This is a genomic window from Microbacterium enclense (genome assembly GCF_004022425.1).
In the GTDB taxonomy this organism is placed as follows: domain Bacteria; phylum Actinomycetota; class Actinomycetes; order Actinomycetales; family Microbacteriaceae; genus Microbacterium; species Microbacterium enclense_A.
The window spans coordinates 30,988-54,386 of the sequence record NZ_RBZY01000013.1; the positions used below are offsets into that span (position 1 = coordinate 30,988).

Annotated in this window: 18 protein-coding genes and 1 tRNA gene; 16 read left to right on the plus strand and 3 right to left on the minus strand. The window is 70.4% G+C overall.

What is annotated here, in order from left to right; translation table 11 throughout:
• The first annotated feature begins 3 nt into the window (after positions 1–3).
• The 6 genes from D8Y23_RS05050 (at position 4) to leuA (ending at position 6,602) form a co-directional block, all read left to right on the plus strand.
• On the plus strand, positions 4–1,032 hold the full coding sequence (locus tag D8Y23_RS05050) for a PhoH family protein (RefSeq protein WP_205796863.1): 1,029 nt from the start codon (positions 4–6) through the stop codon (positions 1,030–1,032).
• Positions 1,029–1,496: an rRNA maturation RNase YbeY gene (gene ybeY / locus D8Y23_RS05055; RefSeq protein ID WP_128217081.1), complete on the plus strand. Its 468-nt coding sequence runs from the start codon at positions 1,029–1,031 to the stop codon at positions 1,494–1,496. The genes D8Y23_RS05050 and ybeY overlap by 4 nt, the downstream gene beginning before the upstream one ends.
• Entirely contained in the window at positions 1,493–2,809 is a 1,317-nt protein-coding gene (locus tag D8Y23_RS05060) for a hemolysin family protein (RefSeq protein WP_128217082.1), read from the plus strand. The genes ybeY and D8Y23_RS05060 overlap by 4 nt, the downstream gene beginning before the upstream one ends.
• Entirely contained in the window at positions 2,806–3,699 is an 894-nt protein-coding gene (gene era / locus D8Y23_RS05065; RefSeq protein ID WP_128217083.1) for a GTPase Era, read from the plus strand. Before D8Y23_RS05060 ends, era begins: the two co-directional genes overlap by 4 nt.
• Before the next feature lie 29 nt (positions 3,700–3,728).
• Positions 3,729–4,676, plus strand: coding sequence for a quinone oxidoreductase family protein (locus tag D8Y23_RS05070; protein ID WP_128217084.1), 948 nt, complete (start codon positions 3,729–3,731; stop codon positions 4,674–4,676).
• A 165-nt stretch (positions 4,677–4,841) separates the two neighbouring features.
• Positions 4,842–6,602: a 2-isopropylmalate synthase gene (gene leuA / locus D8Y23_RS05075; protein WP_128217085.1), complete on the plus strand. Its 1,761-nt coding sequence runs from the start codon at positions 4,842–4,844 to the stop codon at positions 6,600–6,602.
• A gap of 65 nt (positions 6,603–6,667) precedes the next feature.
• Here leuA and D8Y23_RS05080 read toward each other — a convergent pair whose 3' ends face one another.
• Positions 6,668–7,363, minus strand: coding sequence for a trimeric intracellular cation channel family protein (locus tag D8Y23_RS05080; RefSeq protein ID WP_128217086.1), 696 nt, complete (start codon positions 7,361–7,363; stop codon positions 6,668–6,670).
• 82 nt (positions 7,364–7,445) lie between these two features.
• On the opposite strand from D8Y23_RS05080, the gene recO reads away from it, so the two are divergent.
• The 8 genes from recO (at position 7,446) to D8Y23_RS05120 (ending at position 15,091) form a co-directional block, all read left to right on the plus strand.
• Positions 7,446–8,174, plus strand: coding sequence for a DNA repair protein RecO (recO, locus tag D8Y23_RS05085; protein ID WP_128217087.1), 729 nt, complete (start codon positions 7,446–7,448; stop codon positions 8,172–8,174).
• Positions 8,171–8,977: an isoprenyl transferase gene (locus D8Y23_RS05090; protein ID WP_128217088.1), complete on the plus strand. Its 807-nt coding sequence runs from the start codon at positions 8,171–8,173 to the stop codon at positions 8,975–8,977. The genes recO and D8Y23_RS05090 overlap by 4 nt, the downstream gene beginning before the upstream one ends.
• A 46-nt stretch (positions 8,978–9,023) precedes the next feature.
• A complete protein-coding gene (locus tag D8Y23_RS05095) occupies positions 9,024–9,716 on the plus strand; it encodes a DsbA family oxidoreductase (RefSeq protein WP_128217089.1) in 693 nt (230 codons plus the stop codon).
• A gap of 70 nt (positions 9,717–9,786) precedes the next feature.
• Positions 9,787–10,953: a tRNA dihydrouridine synthase DusB gene (gene dusB / locus D8Y23_RS05100; protein WP_128217090.1), complete on the plus strand. Its 1,167-nt coding sequence runs from the start codon at positions 9,787–9,789 to the stop codon at positions 10,951–10,953.
• On the plus strand, positions 10,943–12,277 hold the full coding sequence (locus D8Y23_RS05105) for a deoxyguanosinetriphosphate triphosphohydrolase (RefSeq protein ID WP_128217091.1): 1,335 nt from the start codon (positions 10,943–10,945) through the stop codon (positions 12,275–12,277). The genes dusB and D8Y23_RS05105 overlap by 11 nt, the downstream gene beginning before the upstream one ends.
• A complete protein-coding gene (dnaG, locus tag D8Y23_RS05110; protein ID WP_128217092.1) occupies positions 12,277–14,127 on the plus strand; it encodes a DNA primase in 1,851 nt (616 codons plus the stop codon). The genes D8Y23_RS05105 and dnaG overlap by 1 nt, the downstream gene beginning before the upstream one ends.
• A 55-nt stretch (positions 14,128–14,182) precedes the next feature.
• Complete coding sequence (locus tag D8Y23_RS05115; protein WP_128217093.1) at positions 14,183–14,956, plus strand: ATP-binding cassette domain-containing protein; 774 nt, start codon at positions 14,183–14,185, stop codon at positions 14,954–14,956.
• A 62-nt stretch (positions 14,957–15,018) separates the two neighbouring features.
• Positions 15,019–15,091: transfer RNA gene (locus D8Y23_RS05120), tRNA-Asn, on the plus strand.
• 181 nt (positions 15,092–15,272) lie between these two features.
• On the opposite strand, the gene D8Y23_RS05125 is transcribed toward D8Y23_RS05120, so the two are convergent.
• Together D8Y23_RS05125 and D8Y23_RS05130 are read right to left on the minus strand one after the other, a co-directional pair.
• The gene (locus D8Y23_RS05125) at positions 15,273–18,677 is read right to left on the minus strand and encodes an endo-1,4-beta-xylanase (RefSeq protein ID WP_164878145.1); all 3,405 of its coding nucleotides are present in this window, start codon (positions 18,675–18,677) and stop codon (positions 15,273–15,275) included.
• Positions 18,678–18,825: 148 nt separating this feature from the next.
• A complete protein-coding gene (locus tag D8Y23_RS05130) occupies positions 18,826–19,848 on the minus strand; it encodes a LacI family DNA-binding transcriptional regulator (RefSeq protein WP_128217095.1) in 1,023 nt (340 codons plus the stop codon).
• A 113-nt stretch (positions 19,849–19,961) separates the two neighbouring features.
• Here D8Y23_RS05130 and glsA point away from each other — a divergent pair, with 113 nt between their 5' ends.
• Positions 19,962–20,894, plus strand: a complete 933-nt coding sequence (gene glsA, locus D8Y23_RS05135) for a glutaminase A (RefSeq protein ID WP_128217096.1) — start codon at positions 19,962–19,964, stop codon at positions 20,892–20,894.
• A gap of 81 nt (positions 20,895–20,975) precedes the next feature.
• Positions 20,976–23,387: an acyltransferase gene (locus D8Y23_RS05140; protein ID WP_128217097.1), complete on the plus strand. Its 2,412-nt coding sequence runs from the start codon at positions 20,976–20,978 to the stop codon at positions 23,385–23,387.
• Positions 23,388–23,399: the final 12 nt, after the last annotated feature.

Genomic DNA, 23,399 nt, shown 5'->3' on the forward strand with positions numbered 1-23,399 from the left:
GCCATGGTCCAGCTCCTGGGCCCCCACGACCGCCTGCTGCGCGTGGTCGAGAAGGAGCACCCCGACGTCGACGTCCACGTGCGCGGCAACGAGATCACCCTCACGGGCGGCGCGTCCGCGGTGGCCGCGGCCAAGGGGCTCGTCGACGAACTCCTCACGATGACGCGCAACGGTCAAGGACTCGACCCGGCCGACGTGTCGAGTTCGAGCCGGATCCTGCGCTCCGACGGCGGCCCCCGTCCGTCCGAGGTGCTCGGCGAGGCGATCCTGTCGTCGCGCGGCAAGGTCATCCGTCCCAAGACCCTGGGGCAGAAGGCGTACGTCGATGCGATCGAGGAGAACACCATCGTGTTCGGCATCGGTCCCGCGGGTACGGGCAAGACCTACCTCGCGATGGCGAAGGCCGTGCAGGCGCTGCAGCGCAAAGAGGTCAGCCGCATCATCCTCACGCGCCCGGCGGTCGAGGCGGGGGAGCGATTGGGATTCCTTCCCGGGAGCCTCACCGACAAGATCGACCCGTACCTGCGCCCGCTGTACGACGCGCTGAACGAGATGATGGACCCCGACATCGTGCCCAAGCTCATGGCGACGGGCACGATCGAGGTGGCGCCGCTGGCCTACATGCGCGGCCGCACTCTCAACGACTCGTTCGTCGTGCTCGACGAGGCCCAGAACACCACGCCCGAGCAGATGAAGATGTTCCTCACGCGCCTCGGGTTCGGCACGCGCATGGTGGTCACCGGTGACATCACGCAGATCGACCTCCCGCAGGGCGCGTCGGGGCTCCGTCTCGTCACGCGCGTGCTCGGCGACATCGACGACATCCACTTCTCGTACCTCACCAGCGCCGACGTCGTGCGTCACACGCTCGTGGGTCGTATCGTCGATGCGTACAGCGAGTACGACGAGAAACGTCTCGTCGCCCGCCGCGAACGCGACGAGGCCTCCGAGTTCGCCGGTCGTGCCGAACGCCGCAGCGCAGCCCGTCCCGCGGGTCCGCGCGATCACCTCCCGAGACGAAACCGCTCATGACGATCGAGATCAACAACGAATCCGGCCACGACGTCGACGAGCAGGTGCTGCTGCGTCTGATGGAGTACAACCTCGCCGAACTGCATGTCAGCCCGGATGCCGACGTCGCCATCGTGCTCGTGGACGAGGGCGCCATGGAATCCCTGCACGTGCAGTGGATGGACGAGCCCGGTCCCACCGACGTCCTGAGCTTCCCGATGGACGAGCTGCGCCCCGGAACCGAGGACGCGCCGACCCCCGCCGGACTCCTCGGCGATATCGTGCTCTGCCCCGCGGTGGCCGAGACCCAGGCCGTCACCGCGAAGCACTCCACGCAGGACGAGCTGATCCTCCTCACCACCCACGGCCTGCTGCACCTCCTCGGCTTCGACCACGCCGAGCCCGATGAGGAGCGCGAGATGTTCGGTCTGCAGCGCGAGCTCATCAGCGGTTTCCAGGCCGTCGAGCGCCGCCGCCGCGCATGACCGAGGCTCTTCTTCTCGTCGCCGCGCTGGTCCTCGTCGCCTTCGGGGGCTTCATGGCGGCGTCCGAAGCAGCGCTGGGCGTCACCTCCCGTGCCGACCTGGTCGAGCTCGGCGCGGCCGGACGCAACGCGCGCTCTCTGCAGCGCATCGCAGATGACCCCAGCGCGCACGTCACCGCGGTGGTGTTCATCCGCGTTCTGGCCGAGACGACCGCCGCGGTCCTTGTCGCGGCGGCCTTCATGCTGCTCTTCGACAACATCTGGCTTGCCCTCGTCGCCGCGGCCGTCCTCATGACGGGCATCTCGTTCGTGGCCGTGGGCGCGAGCCCGCGGGCCGTCGGCCGCCAGCACGCGACCGGGCTTCTCCGCGGCGGAGCTCCGGTCATCCGCGGCATGCGGATCCTGCTCGGCCCGCTGGCACACGGTCTCGTCGCCGTGGGCGACCGCATCACGCCCGGCGTCTCGCACTCGACCTCGTTCGCCTCTGAGGAGCAACTGCTCAGCATCATCGACGAAGCCGCCGAGAACGAGCTCATCGAGGAAGACGATCGCGAGCTCATCCACTCGGTGTTCGACTTCACCGACCGCTATGTGCGCGAGGTCATGGTGCCGCGGACCGACATGGTGACGGTGGATGCCACGGCCACCACGCGCGAGGCGCTGGCGCTGTTCCTCGACAAGGGTGTCTCGCGCGTCCCATTGGCGGACGACGAGGCCGACGACGTCGTCGGCATGCTGTACCTGAAGGACCTCGTGCAGTTCGGATTCCGCGAGGAGGCCGGCTGGCGCGACGCGCCGATCCGCCGGATCGCACGTCCGGCGGTGTTCGTCCCCGAGACGATGAAGGCCGAAACCCTTCTGCAGCAGATGAAGAAGGATGCCGTGCACGTGTGCCTCGCGGTCGACGAGTACGGCGGGGTCTCAGGCCTGGTCACCCTCGAAGACCTCATCGAGGAGCTCGTCGGCGAGATCTCCGACGAGTACGACGCCCCCTCGACAGAGGTCGTGCCGCTCGACGACGGCCGGTTCCGCGTCAGTGCGCGTCTCGGGCTCGACGAGGTCGGCGACCTGTTCGGACTCGAGCTGGACGACGAGGACGTCGACTCGATCGGTGGCCTGCTCGGCAAGGCCCTCGGCCGGATCCCCCAACCCGGCGCCACAGCCGAACACTCCGGTCTGATCATGACCGGTGGAGCGTCGCGCGGACGCAACCGCGGTATCGCGACCGTGATCGTCGAGCGCGCCGAGGACGACGACGAAGAAACCGACGAGACGGCGCCCGCGGGTTCCGCCCGCGAGAGGAACGACAGATGAGCGACACCAGATCCGGCTTCGTGACGTTCGTCGGCCGCCCGAACGTGGGCAAGTCGACTCTCACGAACGCGCTCGTGGGCGAAAAGGTCGCGATCACGAGTGACAAGCCGCAGACCACCCGCCGCGCGATCCGCGGCATCGTCAACCGTCCGGGCGGTCAGCTCGTGGTCGTCGATACGCCTGGCATCCATCGTCCGCGGACACTCCTGGGGCAGCGCCTGAACGACCTGGTGGAGCAGGTGCTCGGCGACGTCGACGTGATCGCGTTCTGCGCACCGGCGACCGAGAAGGTGGGCCCGGGCGACCGGCGGATCGCCGAGTCGCTCTCCGGCTACCCGCGCGCGAAGAAGATCGCGCTGGTGACGAAGACGGATGCCGCGACCCGCGAGCAGATCACCGAGCGTCTCATCGAGGTCGACGCGCTGCGCGAGGACTGGGCGGCCGTCATCCCGCTGTCCGCGGTCACGCGCGACCAGCTCGACGTGTTGAGCGACGAGCTGCTCGCCCTCATGCCGGAGGGGCCCGCCCTCTATCCCGACGACGTCGTGACCGACGAGTCGCTCGAGGACCGCATCGCCGAGATCATCCGGGAGGCAGCGCTCGACGGCGTGCGCGATGAACTGCCGCACTCCATCGCGGTGACGATCGAAGACGTCGCGCCGCGCGAGGATAGCGACCTCACCGATGTGTTCGCGAACATCGTCGTGGAGCGCGACAGTCAGAAGGCCATCATCATCGGCCACAAGGGTTCCCGACTGGCGAGCGTCGGAGCCCGCGCACGCCAGGGCATCGAGCCGCTCGTCGGCGGCCGGGTGTACCTGTCCCTGCACGTCCGCGTGGCCAAGGAATGGCAGCGCGACCCCAAGCAGCTCGGTCGTCTCGGCTTCTGAGCCGGGCGCTCGCGGCGAGAGGACTCACGATGGCGAAGCAATGGAGGGCGCACCGGCCCGGTCCGGTCGACGACTGGACGTTCGACGAGGTGGACGTGCCGCACCCGGGCCCGGGCGAGGTCACGATCCGCGTCCGTGCCGCCGGGATCAACCCCGCGGACGCCAAGCACGTCGCGTCCGCGCGACCCGGTGCCGAGTTCCCCGTCGCCATCGGGTACGAACTCTCCGGCGAGGTCACGGCGGTCGGCCCCGACGCGGTCGGCGGCTCGGGCGACCTCGCGGTCGGCGATGAGGTCGTGGCGTTCCGCGTCCAGGGCGCTTACGCGACCGAGCTCACCATCCGCGCGCGCGACGTGTTCGCCAAGCCGGCAACGCTCTCGCACGCCGAAGCCGCGAACCTCCTGCTCGCCGGCACGACCGCGGCCGAGATGATCCAGGTCACGCGTGCGGTCGAGGGCGAGACGGTGCTGTTGCACGCCGCGTCGGGCGCGGTGGGTGTGTCGCTCCTCCAGCAGGCGCGGGCGCTCGGCATCCGGGTCATCGGCACGGTCGGTCGCGACTCCGCGGAGTCGGCGGAGCGGGTCCGCCGTTTCGGCGGCATCCCGATCGCGTACGGCGACGGGCTGCAGGAGCGCGTCGTCGAGGCGGCCGCCGGCCGGCCGGTCGCCGCGGCGTGGGACGCCGTCGGCACGGACGAGGCGATCGACGTCTCGCTCGCGCTCGTCGCAGAACGCGACCGCATCGTCACGATCGTGTCCCCGCAGCGCGCCGAGTCCGACGGCATCCTGTGGATCGCCGGGTCGCGGCCCGCGAGCGCCCGCTTCCGCGACATCGCCCGCGCACACGTCCTGGAGCTCGCGGCATCCGGTGTTCTCGAGGTCCCCGTCGCCCGCATGTTCCCGCTTGCCGACGCAGCGGAGGCGGTCCGGTTCGTGATGCAGGGGCACCCCGGCGGCAAGGTCGCGCTCCTGCCGTGAGTCGCACCCGCGCCGGCCGTGCCGTGAGCGAGTGCTACGATCGCAGAATGCGCTTCAGTGGCCTGCTTCTTCTTAGCTGCCGCGACGAGTCCTCGTTCTAAGGGCCTTCCTCGTCGCGGAGCTCGTCGTCGGCCCCTTCAGACAGACAAGAGAAGCGACACCCTCATGAAGAACACGCAGAAGCCCACGTCCGCTCCGGTGCACAAGTACCGTCCGTTCCACGAGCAGATCCGCGTCGAGCTGCCCGACCGCACGTGGCCGAGCAAGCGCATCGAGACCGCACCCCGCTGGTGCGCCGTCGACCTGCGCGACGGGAACCAGGCCCTCATCGACCCGATGAGCCCCGAGCGCAAGCGGGTCATGTTCGACCTGCTCGTGAAGATGGGCTACAAGGAGATCGAGGTCGGGTTCCCGAGCGCCAGCCAGACCGACTTCGACTTCGTCCGCCAGTTGATCGAGGAAGACCTCATCCCCGATGACGTCACGATCCAGGTGTTGACCCAGGCCCGCGAGCACCTCATCGCCCGCACGTACGAGTCCATCGCCGGCGCGAAGCAGGCCATCGTGCACCTGTACAACTCCACGTCGGTGCTGCAGCGCGAGGTCGTCTTCCGCACGGATCAGCAGGGCATCGTCGACATCGCACTCGAAGGTGCGCGCCTGTGCAAGAAGTACGAGGCGACGATCCCCGAGACCGAGGTCTACTACGAGTACTCGCCCGAGAGCTACACCGGCACCGAGCTGGAGTTCGCGCTGCGCATCTGCAACGAGGTCCTCGAGATCTTCCAGCCGGCGCCCGAGCGCAAGGTCATCCTCAACCTGCCCGCCACGGTCGAGATGGCCACCCCGAACGTCTACGCCGATTCGATCGAGTGGATGTCGCGTCACCTCAACCACCGCGAGAACGTCATCCTGTCGCTGCACCCGCACAACGACCGCGGCACCGCGGTCGCGGCCGCCGAGCTCGGCTACATGGCCGGCGCGGACCGCATTGAGGGCTGCCTGTTCGGCAACGGCGAGCGGACCGGCAACGTCGACCTGGTCGCCCTGGGCGTGAACCTGCTGACGCAGGGCATCGACCCGCAGATCGACTTCAGCGACATCGACCAGGTCAAGCGCACCGTCGAGTACTGCAACCAGCTGCCCGTGCCCGAGCGGAGCCCCTGGGCCGGCGACCTCGTCTTCACGGCCTTCAGTGGTTCGCATCAGGATGCCATCAAGAAGGGCTTGGAGGCGATGGAGGCCCGCGCCGCCGCCGAGGGCAAGGGTGTCGACGACATCGAATGGGCCGTTCCGTACCTGCCCATCGACCCCAAGGACCTGGGCCGTTCCTACGAGGCCGTCATCCGTGTGAACTCGCAGTCCGGCAAGGGCGGCGTCGCCTACCTGCTGAAGGCCGACCACGCGCTCGACCTGCCGCGGAAGCTCCAGATCGAGTTCTCCGGCGTCGTCCAGGCCCGCACCGACGCCGAGGGCGGCGAGGTGTCGAGTGCCCAGATCTGGGACATCTTCACCGACGAGTACCTGCCCACCACCGATGACGACCAGCGCTGGGGCCGCTTCGAGCTGCTCTCGACCCGCTCGTCGAGCGACATGTCGGGCGATGTCTCGCTCGAGGTGACGCTGCGCGACGGCGAGTCGGTCCAGCCCGCGTCGGCCGTCGGCAACGGGCCGGTGGCCGCGTTCCTCGAGGTCGTGCGCGCCCAGGGCTTCGACGTGACGCTCTACGACTACGTCGAGCACGCGCTGAGCTCCGGCGGTGACGCGCAGGCGGCGGCCTACATCGAGCTGCAGGTCGACGACCAGCGCCTGTGGGGCGTCGGCATCGACAACGACATCTCGACCGCGTCGCTGAAGGCGATCGTGTCGGGCGTCAACCGCGCGATCCGCACGCGCGAGCGCTCCGGCGCCCTCGCCGGCGTTTGATCGTCATCGCGTGAGGGGCCGATATCTGTCGCCGGACGGCACCGGAAGCGACAGTTATCGACCCCTCACGCGTCGGCGTCGGGGATGACCGGGATGCCGGTGGTCTCGACCGCGACCTTGCGGCGGTAGAGCTTGCGCTGTTCGGGCAGGGAGAGGTCGAACAGCACCGCGAGGACGCGAATGACCGTCGTGACGACCACACCGATGACCGCAGCCACCGGGAGCGGCACGCCGAAGGCCGCGACCGTCGCGAGCACCGCGCATCCGCCGCCCGCCGCCACCGCGTAGAGCGACCCGACGTGCATGATCGCGACGGGAAGTCCCATCAGCACATCGCGCAGCACGCTGCCGCCCGCCGCAGCCACGACGCCGACGAACACCGCCGGCACCTCCGGCAGCCCGAGCGCGAGCGCCTTCGATGTGCCGAACGCGCCGAACAGTCCGATGACGACGGCGTCGAGCATGATGATCGCGCGGTTCAGGCGCTGGAAGATCCCCGAGAGCAGCATTCCGACAAGCGAGGCAACGACCGCCGTGAGGAGGTACCAGTTGTTCTGGAGCGTCGCGGGCGTGAGTCCGAGCAGCAGGTCGCGGATCAGGCCGCCGCCCATCCCGAGCAGGATGCCGATGATCGCCACGCCCAGGAGATCGAGACGCCGCTGCCCCTGGAAGCCGGAGGCGAACAGCGCGCCCTGCACCCCGCCCAGGGCGACGGCGGTGAGGTCTGCCCACAGCGGGATGATGAAGACGGGTGGGTTCACGGCATCCATTCTCCTGTCGACGGAGCGCGGCCCCGCGCGCGGCGCACCGCCGACTCCCGGGGTCGCGGGCGGATAATGGACTGTGCCCACCTACCGCGATGAAGTCGTGGTCCTGCGTACCCACAAGCTCGGGGAGGCGGACCGCATCGTCACCCTCCTGAGCCGTCGCCACGGCAAGATCCGCGCGGTGGCGAAGGGTGTGCGGCGCACCTCGTCGCGGTTCGGTTCGCGGCTCGAGCCGTTCATGGTCGCCGACGTGCAGATGTACCAGGGCAGGAACCTCGACATCGTGCAGCAGGCCGAGTCGCTCGGCGCGTACGGCGCGGACATCGCGCAGCACTACGATCGCTACACGACCGCCAGCGCGATGGTCGAGACGGCGGACCGCTTGAACGAAGCCGAGGCGACGCCGCAGCAGTACCTGCTGCTGGTCGGGGGGCTCCGCGCCCTTGCGCGCGGCGACCACGCGGCGCGCAGCGTGCTGGATTCGTATCTGCTCCGCGCCATGGCCCTCTCCGGGTGGGCTCCCGGACTCGGGGAGTGCGCGCGCTGCGGCACGGTCGGCGAGCACGACTTCTTCCTCGCCCAGTTGGGCGGCGTCGTCTGTTCGGCGTGCGCGCCCGCGGGGTCGCCGCGGGTCGCCCACGACACCGTCGCCCTGCTCCGCGCGCTCATCGCGGGGGAGTGGGACGTCGTGGATGCCGCCCCCCACCGCACCACCGCCGCCGCTTCCGGCCTCGTGGCCACCTACGCGCAGTTCCACCTGGAGCGTGGCATCCGTTCCCTCTCGCACCTGGAATCGAGTCGATGACCCCGAAGCCGTTCACGCACCGCAACGCCGAGCCGTACCGCCCCCTCGATTGGACGGGGGAGTACCCCCCGGCGTTCCCTAAGGGGGCGGTTCCGGCCCACGTCGCGATCGTGATGGACGGCAACGGTCGCTGGGCGAACCGTCGCGGTCTGACCCGCATCGAAGGGCACCGCGCGGGCGAGGCCACCATCCTCGACATCGTCGCGGGGGCGATCCAGGCCGGAGTGACGCACCTGTCGCTGTACGCGTTCTCGACCGAGAACTGGACGCGCTCGCCCGAGGAGGTCCGCTTCCTCATGGGCTTCAACCGCGAGGTGCTCCAGCGCCGCCGCGACCAGCTGAACGAGTGGAACGTGCGGGTCCGCTGGTCCGGCCGCCGCCCGCGCCTCTGGGGGTCGGTCATCAACGAGCTGCAGGCCGCCGAACGTCTCACCGAGGGCAACGACGGACTAACGCTCACCATGTGCGTGAACTACGGCGGTCGCCTGGAGATCGTGGATGCCATGCGTCGCCTGGGCGAGGAGGTCGCCGCCGGTCGCCTGAAGCCGTCGGCGATCAGCGAGAAGCTGATCCGCAAGAACCTGTACCAGCCCGACATGCCCGACGTCGATCTCTTCATCCGGTCCAGCGGCGAACAGCGCACGTCGAACTTCCTCCTGTGGGAGTCGGCGTACGCCGAGATGGTGTTCCTCGACACGCTGTGGCCCGACTTCCGTCGTGCGCACCTGTGGGACGCGATCGGGTCGTACGTCTCCCGCGATCGGCGCTTCGGCGGCGCCGTCGACACTCCGACAACGCACTGACGGCAGTTTTCGGAATAAGCCCGTCACCCGAAAGGTTTCACGCGACATGACGGATGCCATCAAGATCGACGTGTGGAGCGATATCGCCTGCCCCTGGTGCTTCATCGGCAAGCGCAACCTCGAGAACGGCCTGGCCGCCACCGCCAATGACGACGACGCGCCCGTCGTCGAGATCGAGTACCACTCGTTCGAGCTCTCGCCCGACACCCCCGCCGACTTCGTCGGCGGCGAGGTCGACTACCTCTCGCAGCACAAGGGCATCTCGCCCGCTCAGGCGCGCGAGATGCTCGATCGTGTCACCGGCGTCGCCGCCGAGGCGGGTCTCGCGTACCGCTTCGACATCCTCCAGCACACGAACACCGTGAAGGCGCACGAGCTGCTGCACTTCGCCAAGGAGCAGGGGCGCCAGCTGGACCTGTCCGAGCGTCTCATGTCGGCCTACTTCCTCGAGGGAAAGCACGTCGGCCGCGACGACGACCTCGTCGAGCTCGCCGTCGAGGTCGGCCTCGACGCCGACGACGCCCGCGAGGCGCTGGCATCCGGCCGGTTCCGCGACGCGGTGCGCGCCGACCAGGCCCAGGCCCAGGCGTACGGCATCAGCGGCGTGCCGTTCTTCGTGATCGACGGCAAGTACGGCGTCAGCGGGGCCCAGCCCGTCGAGGCCTTCACGCAGATCGCCCGCCAGGTCTGGGGCGAGCGTCGTGCCGCAGCGAGCGAGCCGGAGACCGCGCAGGCGTGACCCCTCCTCCCCAGCCCGCCCCGCGCCCTCAGCGACACCGCGCGGGCGCGGGGTCTGGGAGAATGGAACGATGACCACGGCACTGGCCCCGACGCGCGCGCTGCGCATCGGCCCCATCGAACTCGACGCTCCCGTCGTACTCGCGCCCATGGCCGGAATCACCAACACGGCGTTCCGGCGACTGTGCCGCGAATACGGCGCCGGGCTCTACGTGAGCGAGATGATCACGACGCGCGCGCTCGTCGAACGAAACGACACCACGATGCGCCTGATCCGCCACCACGAGTCGGAGACGCCGCGCTCGATTCAGCTCTACGGTGTCGACCCGGCGACGGTCGAGTCCGCGGTGCGCATGATCGTCGAGGAGGACCACGCCGATCACATCGACCTCAACTTCGGGTGCCCTGTTCCCAAGGTCACCCGTCGTGGCGGTGGTGCCGCTCTGCCGTGGAAACTCACGCTCTTCCGCGAGATCGTCGAGCGCGCGGTCCGCGCCGCCGGCGACCGGCCGCTGACGATCAAGATGCGCAAGGGCATCGACGCCGACCACCTGACCTACCTCGAGGCCGGCCGGATCGCCGAGGGCGCGGGGGTCGCTTCGATCGCGCTGCACGCGCGCACGGCATCCGAGTTCTACTCCGGGAACGCGGACTGGAGCGCGATCACGAAGCTCAAAGAGACGGTGACGAGCGTCCCCGTGCTCGGAAACGGAGACATCTGGTCGGCGGCCGACGCGGTGCGGATGATGGATGAGACCGGCTGCGACGGCGTCGTCGTGGGTCGCGGCTGCCTCGGGCGCCCGTGGCTCTTCGGCGACCTCGCGCGCGCACTGGGCCGCCCCGGCGCCGCACCCGGCGAGCCCGTCGACGCGACGCTCGGCTTCGTGGCGCAGGCGTTCCGCCGGCACGCCGAGTTGCTGGTCGAGTTCTTCGAGGACGAGGGACGCGGATGCCGTGACATCCGCAAGCACGTCGCGTGGTACTTCAAGGGGTATCCGGTCGGCGGGGAGCTGCGGGCGAGCCTCGCGACCGCCTCGACGCTGCACGAGATCGACGACCTCCTCGCCACGCTGGACCTCGACGCGCCCTACCCGGGCGCGGCTGCCGAGGGCCAGCGCGGTCGCGCCGGGACGCCGAAGCGTCCGGCCCTGCCCGACGGCTGGCTCGATTCCCGCGAGATCGGCGACGCCGCCGGCCGCGCCCTCGCCGACGCGGAACTGCACCACAGTGGCGGGTGAGGCGGCGGTGGGCGTCGCACGCCCGTCCGGGTACGACGACGTCGACGCCGCCCGGTTCTACGAAGAGCAGCACCGTTCGCAGCGCGACGACTTCGCGCGCGACCGCGCCCGGGTGCTGCACTCGGCGGCGCTCCGCCGTCTCGCCGCGAAGACGCAGGTCCTGAGCCCCGCGAGCCCCGCCGACTTCGCCCGCAACCGCCTGACGCACTCACTCGAGGTCGCGCAGGTCGGCCGTGAACTCGCCACGGCGCTCGAACTCTCGCCCGATGTGGTCGATACCGCGTGCCTGAGCCACGACCTCGGGCACCCGCCCTTCGGCCATAACGGCGAGCGGGCAATGAACGAGTGGGCGGAAGACATCGGCGGCTTCGAGGGCAACGCGCAGACGCTGCGCATCCTCACTCGTCTCGAGCCCAAGGTCATCGGGCCCGACGGGCATTCCTTCGGTCTCAACCTCACGCGGGCGAGCCTGGATGCCACGTGCAAGTACCCGTGGACGGCCGACGCCCCGCTTCCCGACCCGGGCGGGCGGCTCAAGTTCGGCGTCTACCCCGACGATGAGCCGGTGTTCCACTGGATGCGAGGGGGAGCCCCCGGGCGCGTGCGCTGCATCGAGGCCGAGGTCATGGACCTCTCCGACGACATTGCGTACTCAGTGCACGACTTCGAGGACGCGGTCGTCAACCGCTACATCGATCCCGAGGTGCTGGCATCCCCGGCCGGTCACCAGTCCCTGCTCACCGCGATCCAGACGTGGGTCGGGTACGACTTCTCGCGCGACGAGCTCGCCGACGCGCTCTACCGGCTCATGCGTCTACCCGAGTGGATCGGCTCGTTCGACGGCTCGCGTCCGGCGATGGCGCGGCTGAAGAACCTCACGTCCGACCTGATCGGTCGTTTCGCGCGCGCCGCAACGACGGCGACCCGAGACGCCTACGCCGTGCGCGACCTCACGCGATACCGCGCGCACGTCGTCGTCCCGCGGGTTGTCGAGGCCGAGATGGCTGTGCTCAAGGGCATTATCGGCGCGACGGTGGTGTCGATCGACGGCCGCAAGGCGCTGTACCGCGAGCAGCGCCGCGTGCTGAAGCGCCTGGCATCCGCCCTGTGGGAGAACCCGGGGTCGCTCGATACGTTGCACCTGCCCGACTTCGAGAGCGCCGCCGACGATGCCGCGCGCCGTCGGGTCGTCGTCGACCAGGTTGCGAGCCTCACCGATCAGCTCGCGATCGCCTGGCACGGGCGGCTCGTGGGCGACGTGGATGCCGCCGAACTCGGCGTGTGGGCCCCGGGTGCGCGGCCGCCGCGGGGAGCGGATGCCTGATGGCGGGGCGTATCCGGCAGGCCGACATCGACGAGGTCAAGGCGCGGGTCAACATCGCCGACATCGTCGGTGAGCGCGTCGCGCTGAAGCCCGCGGGCGTCGGGTCGATGAAGGGCCTGTGTCCGTTCCACGACGAGCGCAGTCCCAGCTTCCACGTGCGGCCGCAGGTCGGCTACTACCACTGCTTCGGCTGCGGCGAGTCGGGCGACGTGTACTCGTTCCTCCGGGCGATGGACCGCGTCTCCTTCGCCGAAGCCGTCGAACGCATGGCCGCGCGCGTCGGCTACACCCTGCACTACGAAGACGGCGGCGCCGCTCCCGAGACCACCGGCCGCTCGCGCCTGTACGCCGCCAACGCCGCGGCGGCGGAGTACTTCCGCGGGCAGTTGCTGTCGCCCGAGGCCGACACCGCGCGCCGCTTCCTCGGCGACCGCGGTTTCGATGCCGGAGCGGCGGCGCACTTCGGCGTCGGCTACGCCCCGAAGGGCTGGTCGTCGCTCATGGATCACCTGCTCGGGCAGAAGTTCTCCCGCGACGAACTCGTTCAGGCCGGTCTCGTGTCGCAGGGCCAGCGCGGGGTGTACGACCGTTTCCGCGGGCGCCTCGTGTGGCCGATCCGCGACGTCACGGGGCAAGTGATCGGGTTCGGCGCCCGCAAGCTCTATGACGATGACCAGGGGCCCAAGTACCTCAACACCCCCGAGACGCCGATCTACAAGAAGGCTCAGGTGCTGTACGGCCTCGATCTCGCGAAGCGCGACATCTCGCGCGAACACCGCGTGGTGGTCGTCGAGGGCTACACCGACGTCATGGCGTGCCACCTCGCCGGGATCACGACGGCGATCGCCTCGTGCGGCACGGCCTTCGGCAGCGACCACATCACGGTGCTCCGCCGCGTGATGGGCGATGACAGCGCGTCCGGTGAGGTGGTCTTCACGTTCGACCCGGATGCCGCGGGTCAGAAGGCGGCGCTGCGCGCCTTCGCGGACGAGAAGCGTTTCGCCGCGCAGACGTACGTGGCCGTGGCACCCGAGGGCCTCGACCCGTGCGACCTGCGCCTGCAGCGCGGCGACGGGGCGGTGCGCGCCCTCATGGACACCAAGGCGCCCATGTTCGAGTTCGTCATCGATCAGCGGCTGAAGGACTACGACCTCTCCAGCGTGGAGGGCCGCGCGGGCGCGCTCCGCGCCGCCGCCCCCATCGTCGCCGACATCCGCGACCCGGCGCTGCGTCCCGGATACGTGCGGGTGCTCGCGCGCCGTCTCGGTCTCGACATGCCCGAGGTGCAGAGCGCCGTGGAGCGCGCAGCACGCGGTGCCGACCGGGCCGAGAAGCGCGAGACGCAGCGCGGGGGAGCGGCCGAGACGCCGGCTCCCGTCGCCGTGTCGGTGACGATGGCCCAGCTCCCGAACACGCGCGATGTCGCCCTCGAACGCGGGGCCATGATGGCGTTCCTGCAATACGGACACCGGATCGAACCCGACCTGTTCCATCGTGCCCTGCAGACCTCATTCGGACACCCCGCCATCGAGGCGGTCCGAAGCACTCTGGCATCCACCGATCTGTCCCAACCCGGCTGGGCCGTGACCGCCGTCGAGGCGGTGCGCGAGCCTTTCCGGACGCTCGCCGTCGAACTGCTGACCGCCGATTTCCCCGCCCGCAACGAAGAAGGCGCGGTCGCCTCGGCGAACGACCTCGCGCGGGGGATCCTGGTCCGCGAGTTGCAGCGCGAGAAGGACGAGCTGCTGCGGGGGATCCAGCGCGTGCCCGCCGATTCGGAAGAAGGACGCCGATTGCGGCTCAGACTGCGGGAATTGGATGCCGACCGGCAACGGTTGACCCCGTCCTGACACGTCGCAGCGCGATCGGGTGGCGTCGGCACGTTTCGTCGGGGAGGATGTCCACATGCCCCGGACCCTCGACACCGCCGTCGCCATCCGCGCCGACGACCTCTCCCTCGCCCGCAACGGTGTGCGGGTGATCGACGGCGTCGCGTTCACCCTCGCCGCGGCGCACAGCGTCGTCGTCATGGGTCCCACGGGCTCCGGCAAGACGTCGCTCGCCTCGCTCCTAGCCGGTCGCCCCGACGAGGGTCTGTCGGTCGTCGGGGGAGACGCGCGCGTCCACGGCATCTCGGCCCGGCACCCGGGCCGCGCCGTGCGCGAGTGGACCTTCCACACCGGTTACCTCCCCCAGGGGGCCGGGGCGAACCTGCCGGCACGGTTGACCGTGCACGACGTCATCTCCGAGCCGATCACCGCGCGCGATCGCCGCGTGAACACACGTGCTCTCGCGGTGCGGGTGGCGACACTGCTCGACGAGATGGAGTTGCCGCTCGGATCGGCTCCCAAGTACCCGTACGAGCTGAGCGCGGGGATGCGGCAGCGCGTCGCCCTCGCCCGCGCCCTCGTGCTGGAGCCGCGCCTGTTCGTGGCCGACGACCTGTACGCGAACCTCGACGTCGAGGTGCGGCAGGCGGTGCGTGACGCCCTCACGCGCCGCCGCGATGAGCGCGGGATGGCATCCCTCGTGGTGACGAACGACGCCGACGCGCCCCGGGATCTGGATGCCGATGTGCTGGTGCTCCGCGGAGGACACGTCGTCGCGTTCGGCCACGGCACGGACGGTCTGCAGTGGACTCCCGACGGCGCGCCCGACCGACGGATTTCGGCCGGCTGATTTTCTCGCTGCGCCGCGGTGCTGTTAGTATCGTCTGGTTGCCCTCCGCCAGGTGGGCATGATCCTCGGTAGCTCAATTGGCAGAGCAATCGGCTGTTAACCGATAGGTTCTTGGTTCGAGTCCAAGCCGGGGAGCGAGAGACCCGCGTCCATCTAACGCGGCTCTCACCCTAGGCCCGGGCTTCCACCCCGGGCCTTACCTTTTCCCCGAAGACGGCTCCCGCGACGTACGCGGTTGAACGCCGCGGACACGACGCGTGAACGGGGGCGACCGCGTGCGCAGCCGCCCCCGTCCTTCGGATCCCGACTCGATGGATCAGGCGCGCTGACTCCGTCGGCGGACGGCGACAGCCGCGCCGCTCAGCAGCAGCAGACCCCCCAGCACGAGCGCACCCAGCGATGCCGTGCCGCCGGTGGTGGCCAGAGCATCCGCCGAGCCGCGGGAGGGCGGCAGCGGACCGCTCGCCGTGCCGGGGATCGGCGTGCCCTGATCGGTGCCCGGCTCCGTGCCGGGGTCGGTCCCCGGGTCCGTACCGGGGCCGGGGTCGGTCCCCGGATCCATCCCGGGGTCGGTTCCCGGATCGGTGCCGGGGTCGGTCGCAGCGGCGACGAACTCGGCGACGCCCCAGCGAGCAGTGTTCTGGTACCCCGTACCGGTGGGATCGGCCCAGGTCTTCACCGCGAACCGGCCCGCAGGTCGGCCGTCGTTGACCTGGAAGTCGATGCCGTGAACGGTGTCGACGCCACCGAGGGGAACGTTGCTCTGCCCACCAGACTGCCCGACCAGATCGATCGCGACTTCGACGCGGTACCCCGTGTCGGTGCGCGCGGTCGCGCTGGCCGCGACCCGCGCCTGCTGCGTCGCGGTGTTGCCCGAGCCGAACGACAGCACGTTGTCGGCCGAGATGCGGATCTGCGTGTCGTTGGGACCGTAGGTCCCCGCCTTCGTGTTTCCGAGGTCGAGGAACAGCTCGACGCTGTCCTGCTGCCACGGGTCGCTCGCCGAGAGGTCGATCACCGCGTCGGTCACGTCGAACAGCACGTACAACGTGTTGTCCTCCCAGAGCGTGCGCACCTCCGCGCTCGCGCCCTCGGCAGACCCCTCGACCGTGCGACCGGTGGTCACCGCGGGGACGTCGGCCCAGGTGGCATCCATCTGTCCGTCCACCGTCGGTGCCGTCAGCTCCGGGACGCGGACGAACGACAGCGGCTCGAGGAACGACAGACGCCCGGTGGCGCCCGGCGAGTTCCATGCCCCGACGACCTGGTCACCGGTCAGCACACGCACGTCGAAGTCGGCACCCTGGCCGGCCGCAACGTCGGAGTGCGGGAGATGGGCGAGCGTGTACGTCTCGCCATCGACGACCGCCTGTGCGCCCGGCACCGAGCCCGCGGCATCCGGAGCGAAGAAGTACTCCTGGCCGCGGTAGGTGAAGGCCACGCGGTCCGGCGTCGCCGTCGAGCGCACGATGACCGCGAGGTGGTCGGGGTTCCACCGTGCCTGCCAGCCGCCGGCGTTCGCCGTCAGCGGGTTGAACGGCAGGTTGCGCCATTCCGCGGCGTCGGTGAAGCCGGCCCCGGGCTGCACGTCACCCTCGAACACGTTCGCGGTCGTGATCAGCGACGGCAGGCCCGAGCTGTCGTCTATCGCGCCGTAGTACGCCGGCTTGGGCTCGAATCCGCCGGTGAACAGCAGCGGCTGCTGCTCTGCTCGCCACGATCGCGTATCGGTGAGCCCCCAGATCGTGGCCGAGTAGATCTTCTCGGCCGCGGGAGCCGCCGCGTGATACTCCCGCATCAGGTCGAAGACGTCCCGGTAGTAGTAGCCCTGCCGCACCCGGTTGGGGTCGTCGGCGGGGTTGATGGTGACGTCGAGTTCCGTGATCGCTTGGAGGAGTCCGAACCCTTCGAAGCGCTCCAGCGCGCCCCGCAACGCCGAGATGGGCGTGTTGATCGAGGTGTGGAACTGGTGACCGACACCGTCGATCGGAACGTCGGCGTCGAGCAGCCGCTCCACGAGAGCGGCGTACTGCGCGCCCTTCGCGTCGATCTCGGTGTTGTAGTCGTTGATGAAGAGCTTCACCGGACGGTCGGTCCCGGCAGCGGCGTACTCGTCGTTGAACGCGTCGTCGGCGTACTGGAACGCGAGGCGGATGAACTCCTCGCCCAGCACTTGGTACCACCGGCTGGTGCGGAGTCCGTCGGGCGTCGCCTGGTCGGAGATCACCTCGTTGACCACATCCCACGCGACGAGCGGGTTCGTGTCGGATCCGTACAGCCCGTAGTCGTCGGCGATGGATGCCGCGACGTCGAAGATGTGCGTGCGGAGCCGGTCGCGCAGCAGCTGCTTGTCGGCATCCGACGCGGTCAATTCCCGACCACCGTCGTCCTGGAAGAACCATGCCGGGGTCTGCGAGTGCCAGACCAGGACGTGCCCGTACAGTCGGAGGTCCTCCGCCTGCGCGTAGTCGAGCAGCGCGGTCGCCTCGGCGTTGCGCGTGAACTGTCCCGGACCCGTGTACCAGGCCTCGACCTTCATGTGGTTCTCGGGCGTGATCTGTCCGAAATGATGCAGCAGCAGGTCGGAGGCTGCGCCCGTGGTCTCGCGCGAGTCGATCGCGACGCCGAGGGGGAAGTCGACGGTGTCCTGAACCGGCGTGAGCCCGGTGTCGACCTGCGCCGCCTCCGGCACCGAGACCTGGACCTGGTCCACGAGGAACGTCGACGTGTTACCGCTGTTGTAGCGGGCTTCGACGTAGATCTCCGCCGCCGAGTCGTAGGTCGGGACGGTGAACTCGCCGCGAACCGTCGTCCAGCCCGAAGCGGTGGCGTTCTCGATCTGCAGGAGGTTGGAGAAGTTCTGCGTGCCACCCGACACCGTGCGCGCCGAAAGGGTGAGTCCCTGACCCGGCGCGGACCCCGGTGCGAAGCGCACGGCAGCGCTCAGGGCGTAGGTCTTACCGGGCTCGAGGAGCCCCGTGATATCCCGCTGGACGCCGTCGCCCTCGTGAGTGCGCTGACCGACCTGCGCCGCGGCGGCCGTGCCGTCGGCACCTCCATCGACGATGGTGATCTGCGGGTCGGAGGTGTCCGATCCCGCGCGAGCGGTCCAGCCGTCGAGATCGCCGGAGTCGAAGTCCGTGTCGATGAGCACGTCGCCGGGTTGCGGGGCGCCCGGCTCTTCGCCGCCCCCGCTCGCCGCCTCGGTGGTCACGACGATGTCGTCGATGTAGTAGCTGTAGGCGGGCGTGCCGGCGATGTCGGACGTCCCGATGTAGGCCTGCAGTCCGGAGGCGTCGCCCGCGGCGGCGGTGTACGAGCCGGTGATCGTGGTCCAGCTCGAGGCCGTCACGGGCGTGTTGCCGATCCAGGTGTACGACGGCTTCATCACCAGGCGCGCGCTGGTGTCGGGCGTGCCCGGGGCGAGGCGGATCCGGAGCGAGAAGTCGTAGGTCTGCTCTGCCTCGAAGATGCCGGACGGCGTCTGGATGCCGACGTAGTCGGCGTCGCGGTCGATGACCTCGAGCACCTTCCCGCCGTCGAGATCGATGACGCGCAGGGTGCTGTCGGTCCCGCCGCTTCGCGTCCAGGCACCGGTGGTGCCGTCTTCGAAGTCCACGGAGCTGATGGTGGTCGGGGCGGCGACCGCGGGGGCGGCGCCGCCGAGGATGAGGGCTCCCACGGCGGCGAGGGAGACCAGAGGGGATATGCGTCTGTGCACGAGCGCTCCTTTGCGCGGTTTCGTTGTGGCAGACAACTTATGCGCTGGACGCGGGCTCGCGGGACGGGTGGTTACGCAAACGTTACGAAAGCACCACGAAAGTTCCGTGGGTGCGCTCCCACGCTCGTCGCGGACCCGCCGACGCTCCTCAGCGCGGCGATGCCGTGCTGCCGCGCACCACCAGGTGGGTCGCCAGATCCATTCGCGGGACGACACCCGCGGAGCTGCGCACGCCCGTGTCCAGGACCATCCGCGTCGCCTCCGCACCCATCCGCCGCAGCGGCTGGTGCACGGTCGTCAGAGCAGGACTGACCCAGCGCGCGGGCGCGATGTCGTCGTAGCCGACGACCGACAGCTCGTCCGGCAGCCGCAGGCCGAGCTCGCGCGCCGCGTCGTACACCCCGAGCGCCTGGAGGTCGTTGCCCGCGAAGATCGCCGTGGGGCGGTCCTCGAGCTCGAGGAGGTCGCGCGCGGCGTCGCGCCCGCCCTCGACGTAGAACGTGCCGAACCGCACCCACCGCGGGTCGACGTCGAGGCCGGCGCTCGCCATCGCCGTGCGGTAGCCGTCGAGGCGCGCGAGCGAGCACAGCATGTCGCCGGGGCCGGTGATCGCCGCGATCCTGCGGTGTCCGAGCTCGATGAGGTGGCGCGTCGCGGCCAGACCGCCGGACCAGTTCGCCGAGCCGACCGAGGGGATGTCCGCGGGCGGGTCGCCGGCGGAGTCGACGATCACGAGGGGGATGCCACGGGTCGCGAGCCGCAAACGCTGACGCTCCCCGAGGGCCGAGGAAACGAGCACGATCCCGGCGGGGCGGCGGCGAAGAGCCCCCTCCAGCCAATCCTCCCCGAGGGAGTGGACACCGCCGCTCTCGGTCACGACGACCGCGAGGCCGTGCGCCTTCGCCACCTCCTCGACGCCCGCGATGATCTCCATCGACCAGCTCGCCTCGAACTCATGGAACACGAGTTCGATCAGGTCACCGCGCGGCTTCTCGCCGGCGGCGCGTCGTGTGTAGCCGCGCGCGGTGAGCAGCGCGTCGACGCGGGAGCGCGTCGCGGGGGAGATGTCCGCGTGGCCGTTCAGCACCTTGGAGATGGTCGCGACCGAGACTCCGGCCTCGGTGGCGATGTCGGCGAGGCGGACGCGGGGCCCGTCGGTGGCGGCGCTCATGCGGTGATCGTAGCGCGCGTCGGCGAAACTTTCGACGACTCGCCGACCACGCGCACAGCCGGCGGAAACGCAATCCCATCCGCCTCCCGCGCCCGCACTGCGAGGCTGGGGGCATGGCATCCCGCTCCGACCCCCGCTCGTACGATCTCGACGCCCTTCGCGCGCGTGTGCTCCCCGAGACGGACGGCGAGGTCGACGACAGCATCCCGCAGCTCGCCGATGCCGACCCCGATCTGTGCGCGGTCGCTCTCGCCCTGCCCGACGGTGAGGTGCGCTCGAGCGCTCAGAGCGACGTGGCCTTCAGCCTGCAGTCCGCGGTCAAGCCCTTCCTGTTCGCCCTGGCGCTTCTCGATACCGACGGCGAGGCTCTCGACCGCGTCGGGATCGAGCCGACCGGCGAGGCGTTCGACGCCATCAAGCTCGAGAGCGGAACCGGACGCCCACCGAACCCGATGGTCAACGCCGGCGCGTTGCTGACGGCGTCGCTCGTCGAGGGCACGGATCCCGACGCCCGTGCCGCCCGCATCGCGCGGGGGCTCGCCTCTTTCGCCGGGCGCGACCTCGATGTCGACGAGGAGATCGCCCACAACGAACACCTGCTCGGCGACCGCAACCATGCTCTCGCGCACCTCATGCGCGCCGAGGGGACCATGGCGGTCGGTGCCGACGACGCCGTCTCGGTGTACGCCCGGGCCTGCGCGACGCTCGTGGATGCCGAGACTCTGGCGCTCATGGGCGCGACGCTCGCGTGCGGCGGTGTCAATCCGCGCACGGGCGAGCGAGCGGTCCCCACCCGTGTGGCACGCGATGTCGTGTCGGTGATGGCGACCTGCGGGGTCTACGACGGTTCGGGTCGATGGATGCGGGCCGTCGGCATCCCGGCGAAGTCGAGCGTGTCCGGCGCCATCGTCCTGGCCGCGCCCGGACGCCTCGGCGCCGCCGTCATCAGCCCCCCGCTCGACTCGCAGGGGACGAGCGTGCGCGGTCGCCACGCGAGCGAGGCGCTGAGCGAGGCCCTCGGCATCCACAGCTTCGACGTGGAGTGACCGAGCCCCGCGGACCGCGCGGATGGGAGCGATTCCACTAAGCTCTCTTCGCCGTGCCCGACGGCGGGAGAGGAAGCCGCCGTGCCCCGCGTTCCCACCCCCGTGCGCCTGGATCTCCAGGGGCTGCGCGCTCTCGCCGTGCTCGGCGTGGTCGCGAGCCACACCACCGGGTGGCCGACGGGAGGATTCGCGGGCGTCGACGTGTTCTTCGTCATCTCGGGGTTCCTCGTGACCGGGATCCTGCTGCGCGACCTCTCCACCACCGGGACCGTCGACCTGCGGGAGTTCTTCGCGCGCCGCGTTCGACGGCTCCTCCCCGCCGCGCTGCTCGTGCTGTCCGCGGTCGTCGCCGTGGGCTTCACCGTCTTCCACCGGGCGCGCGCCGAGCAGACGCTCATCGACGCGCTATCGGCGCTCGGGATGGCTTCCAACTGGCGGTTCGGCCTTCAAGGACGCGACTACTTCTCGTCGACAGAGGTGTCGCCCCTCCAGCACTTCTGGTCGCTCTCGATCGAAGAGCAGTTCTCGCTGGTCTGGCCGCTACTCTTGCTCGCGGCGGTCGCTCTGCTCCCGGTACCGATGCGGCGCGGCGCCGCGGGACGCGCGACGGCGGGCCTGCTGGCGGTCGCACTTGTCGCAGGCTCCGCCGTTGCCGCCGTGCACCTCACCGCGGACGATCCGACGGGCGCCTACTTCTCGACCCTGGCCCGCGTGGGCGAGCTCGCCGTCGGCGCGGTCCTCGCCGCCGCGGCACCGATCCTCGGACGGATGCCGGTCCTTCTCGGCGGCCTGTGCGGCTGGGCCGGGCTCGCCGGTGTCGTGGCATCCTTCGCCCTCATCGAACCGACCTCGCCGTTCCCCGCACCGTGGGCGGCGCTCCCCGTGGCGTCGGCGGCGCTCGTCATCGCCGGGGGTGTCGCGGGGGATCCCCGCCACCGTCATCTTTTCCCTCTGACGAACCCGCTCAGCGTCGCCGTCGGCACGCTCTCGTACTCGCTGTACCTGTGGCATCTGCCCGTCATCGTGTTCGCCGAGGTCCTGCTCCCGTCCGGACCCGCGTGGACCCCGATCGTCCTGCTCGTGACGGCGGTGCTCACAATCGCGACGTACCTCGGTGTCGAGCAGCCCCTCCACCGGTCTCCGTGGTTGTCGCGGCGACCGACGCCCCCGCAGCCCGACGCGGATCCACTGCCGACGGCGGCCGAGGCGGGGGCGTCCCCACCTGTCGCGGCGGTGGCGCCCCCGCCACGGCTCGCGGCCACGGGATCCCGGCCCGCCGGCTGGGTTCCGGGCCAGCGCTACTACCCCGGAGCGCGTCCGCGGAACGCCGAGGCCCTCGTCACCGCGCCGGATCCGCTCCCCACGGTCGCGCTGCCACCCGAGCCGCCGGCCGGTTCGACGCCGCCCGCGCCGAAGCGCGCGCCGGACGCCCACCTCGACGCGCCGCCCGCCCGCCCCGACGCCACGAACGCCCGCCCCGGCGCCTGGATCGCCTGGCGGGAGCGGTTCGCCGCCCGAATGGGTCTCGCCGCCGCCGTCCTCACGATCGGCGCGGGTGCCACCGTGCTCGCGGTGTTCGTCGCCTACGGCGCTCCCGTCCTGCACCTCCCCGGCACCACCTCCGTGGCGGCTCCCGATCCCGCGGAGGTGGCGGATGCCTTGCCCACGCTGCAGGCGCAACTCGCGGCCGCGGTGTCGGCAGACTCCTGGCCCGAGCTGCACCCCGGCCTCGACGAGGCGATCCGCGCGTCGTCGTCCGACAACCGGGCCCACGACTGCTTCACCCCCGAGACCGCACCCGACCCCGTCCGGTGCACGTTCGGCGACCCCGCGGCATCCCGTCACGTGTACCTCGTCGGCGACTCCAGCGCGATGTCGTACGCCCCGACCCTGGCCGCCCTCGCCGAGCAGAGCGGGGGAGCGTGGCGCGCCACCACCGTCGGGATGTACGGATGCCGTTTCACCGACGTCTCGATCGAGAGCCGCGATCCCGCCGTGGCCGCCGCCTGCGACTCGCGCAAGGAGCAGGTGCGGGCGATGATCGCGGCCGAACCCGCCGACCTCGTCATCGTCTCGAACGCGTTCACCCTGGGGCGCTCGGTCGCGGGGGAGTCGCTCGACGCGGCGCGCCTGGCCGCCGCGACGTTCGCCGAGGTCGGCGGATGGGCCCCGGCCGGGCGGACCGTGTTCCTGTCACCGCCACCGCACGGGGCCGACCTCGATCGGTGCTATTCGCCGGTGACCGGGCCGTCCGCGTGCCTCGCCGCCGTCGACAACGTGTGGACCCAGATGGAGACCGCCACCGAGGCCGAAGCGGCGGCCACCGGGAACACCGCCATCAGCGCGCTCCCGTTCACCTGCTGGGAGAGCGTCTGTCCCGCTTTCGCAGGAGACACGCCCGTGCGATACGACGAGACGCACCTCACCCCGGCCTTCGCCGAGCGGCTGGCGCCGATCCTGCAGCAGGAGTTGCAGAGTCGCGGACTCTACTGAGGCGCGTGGCGT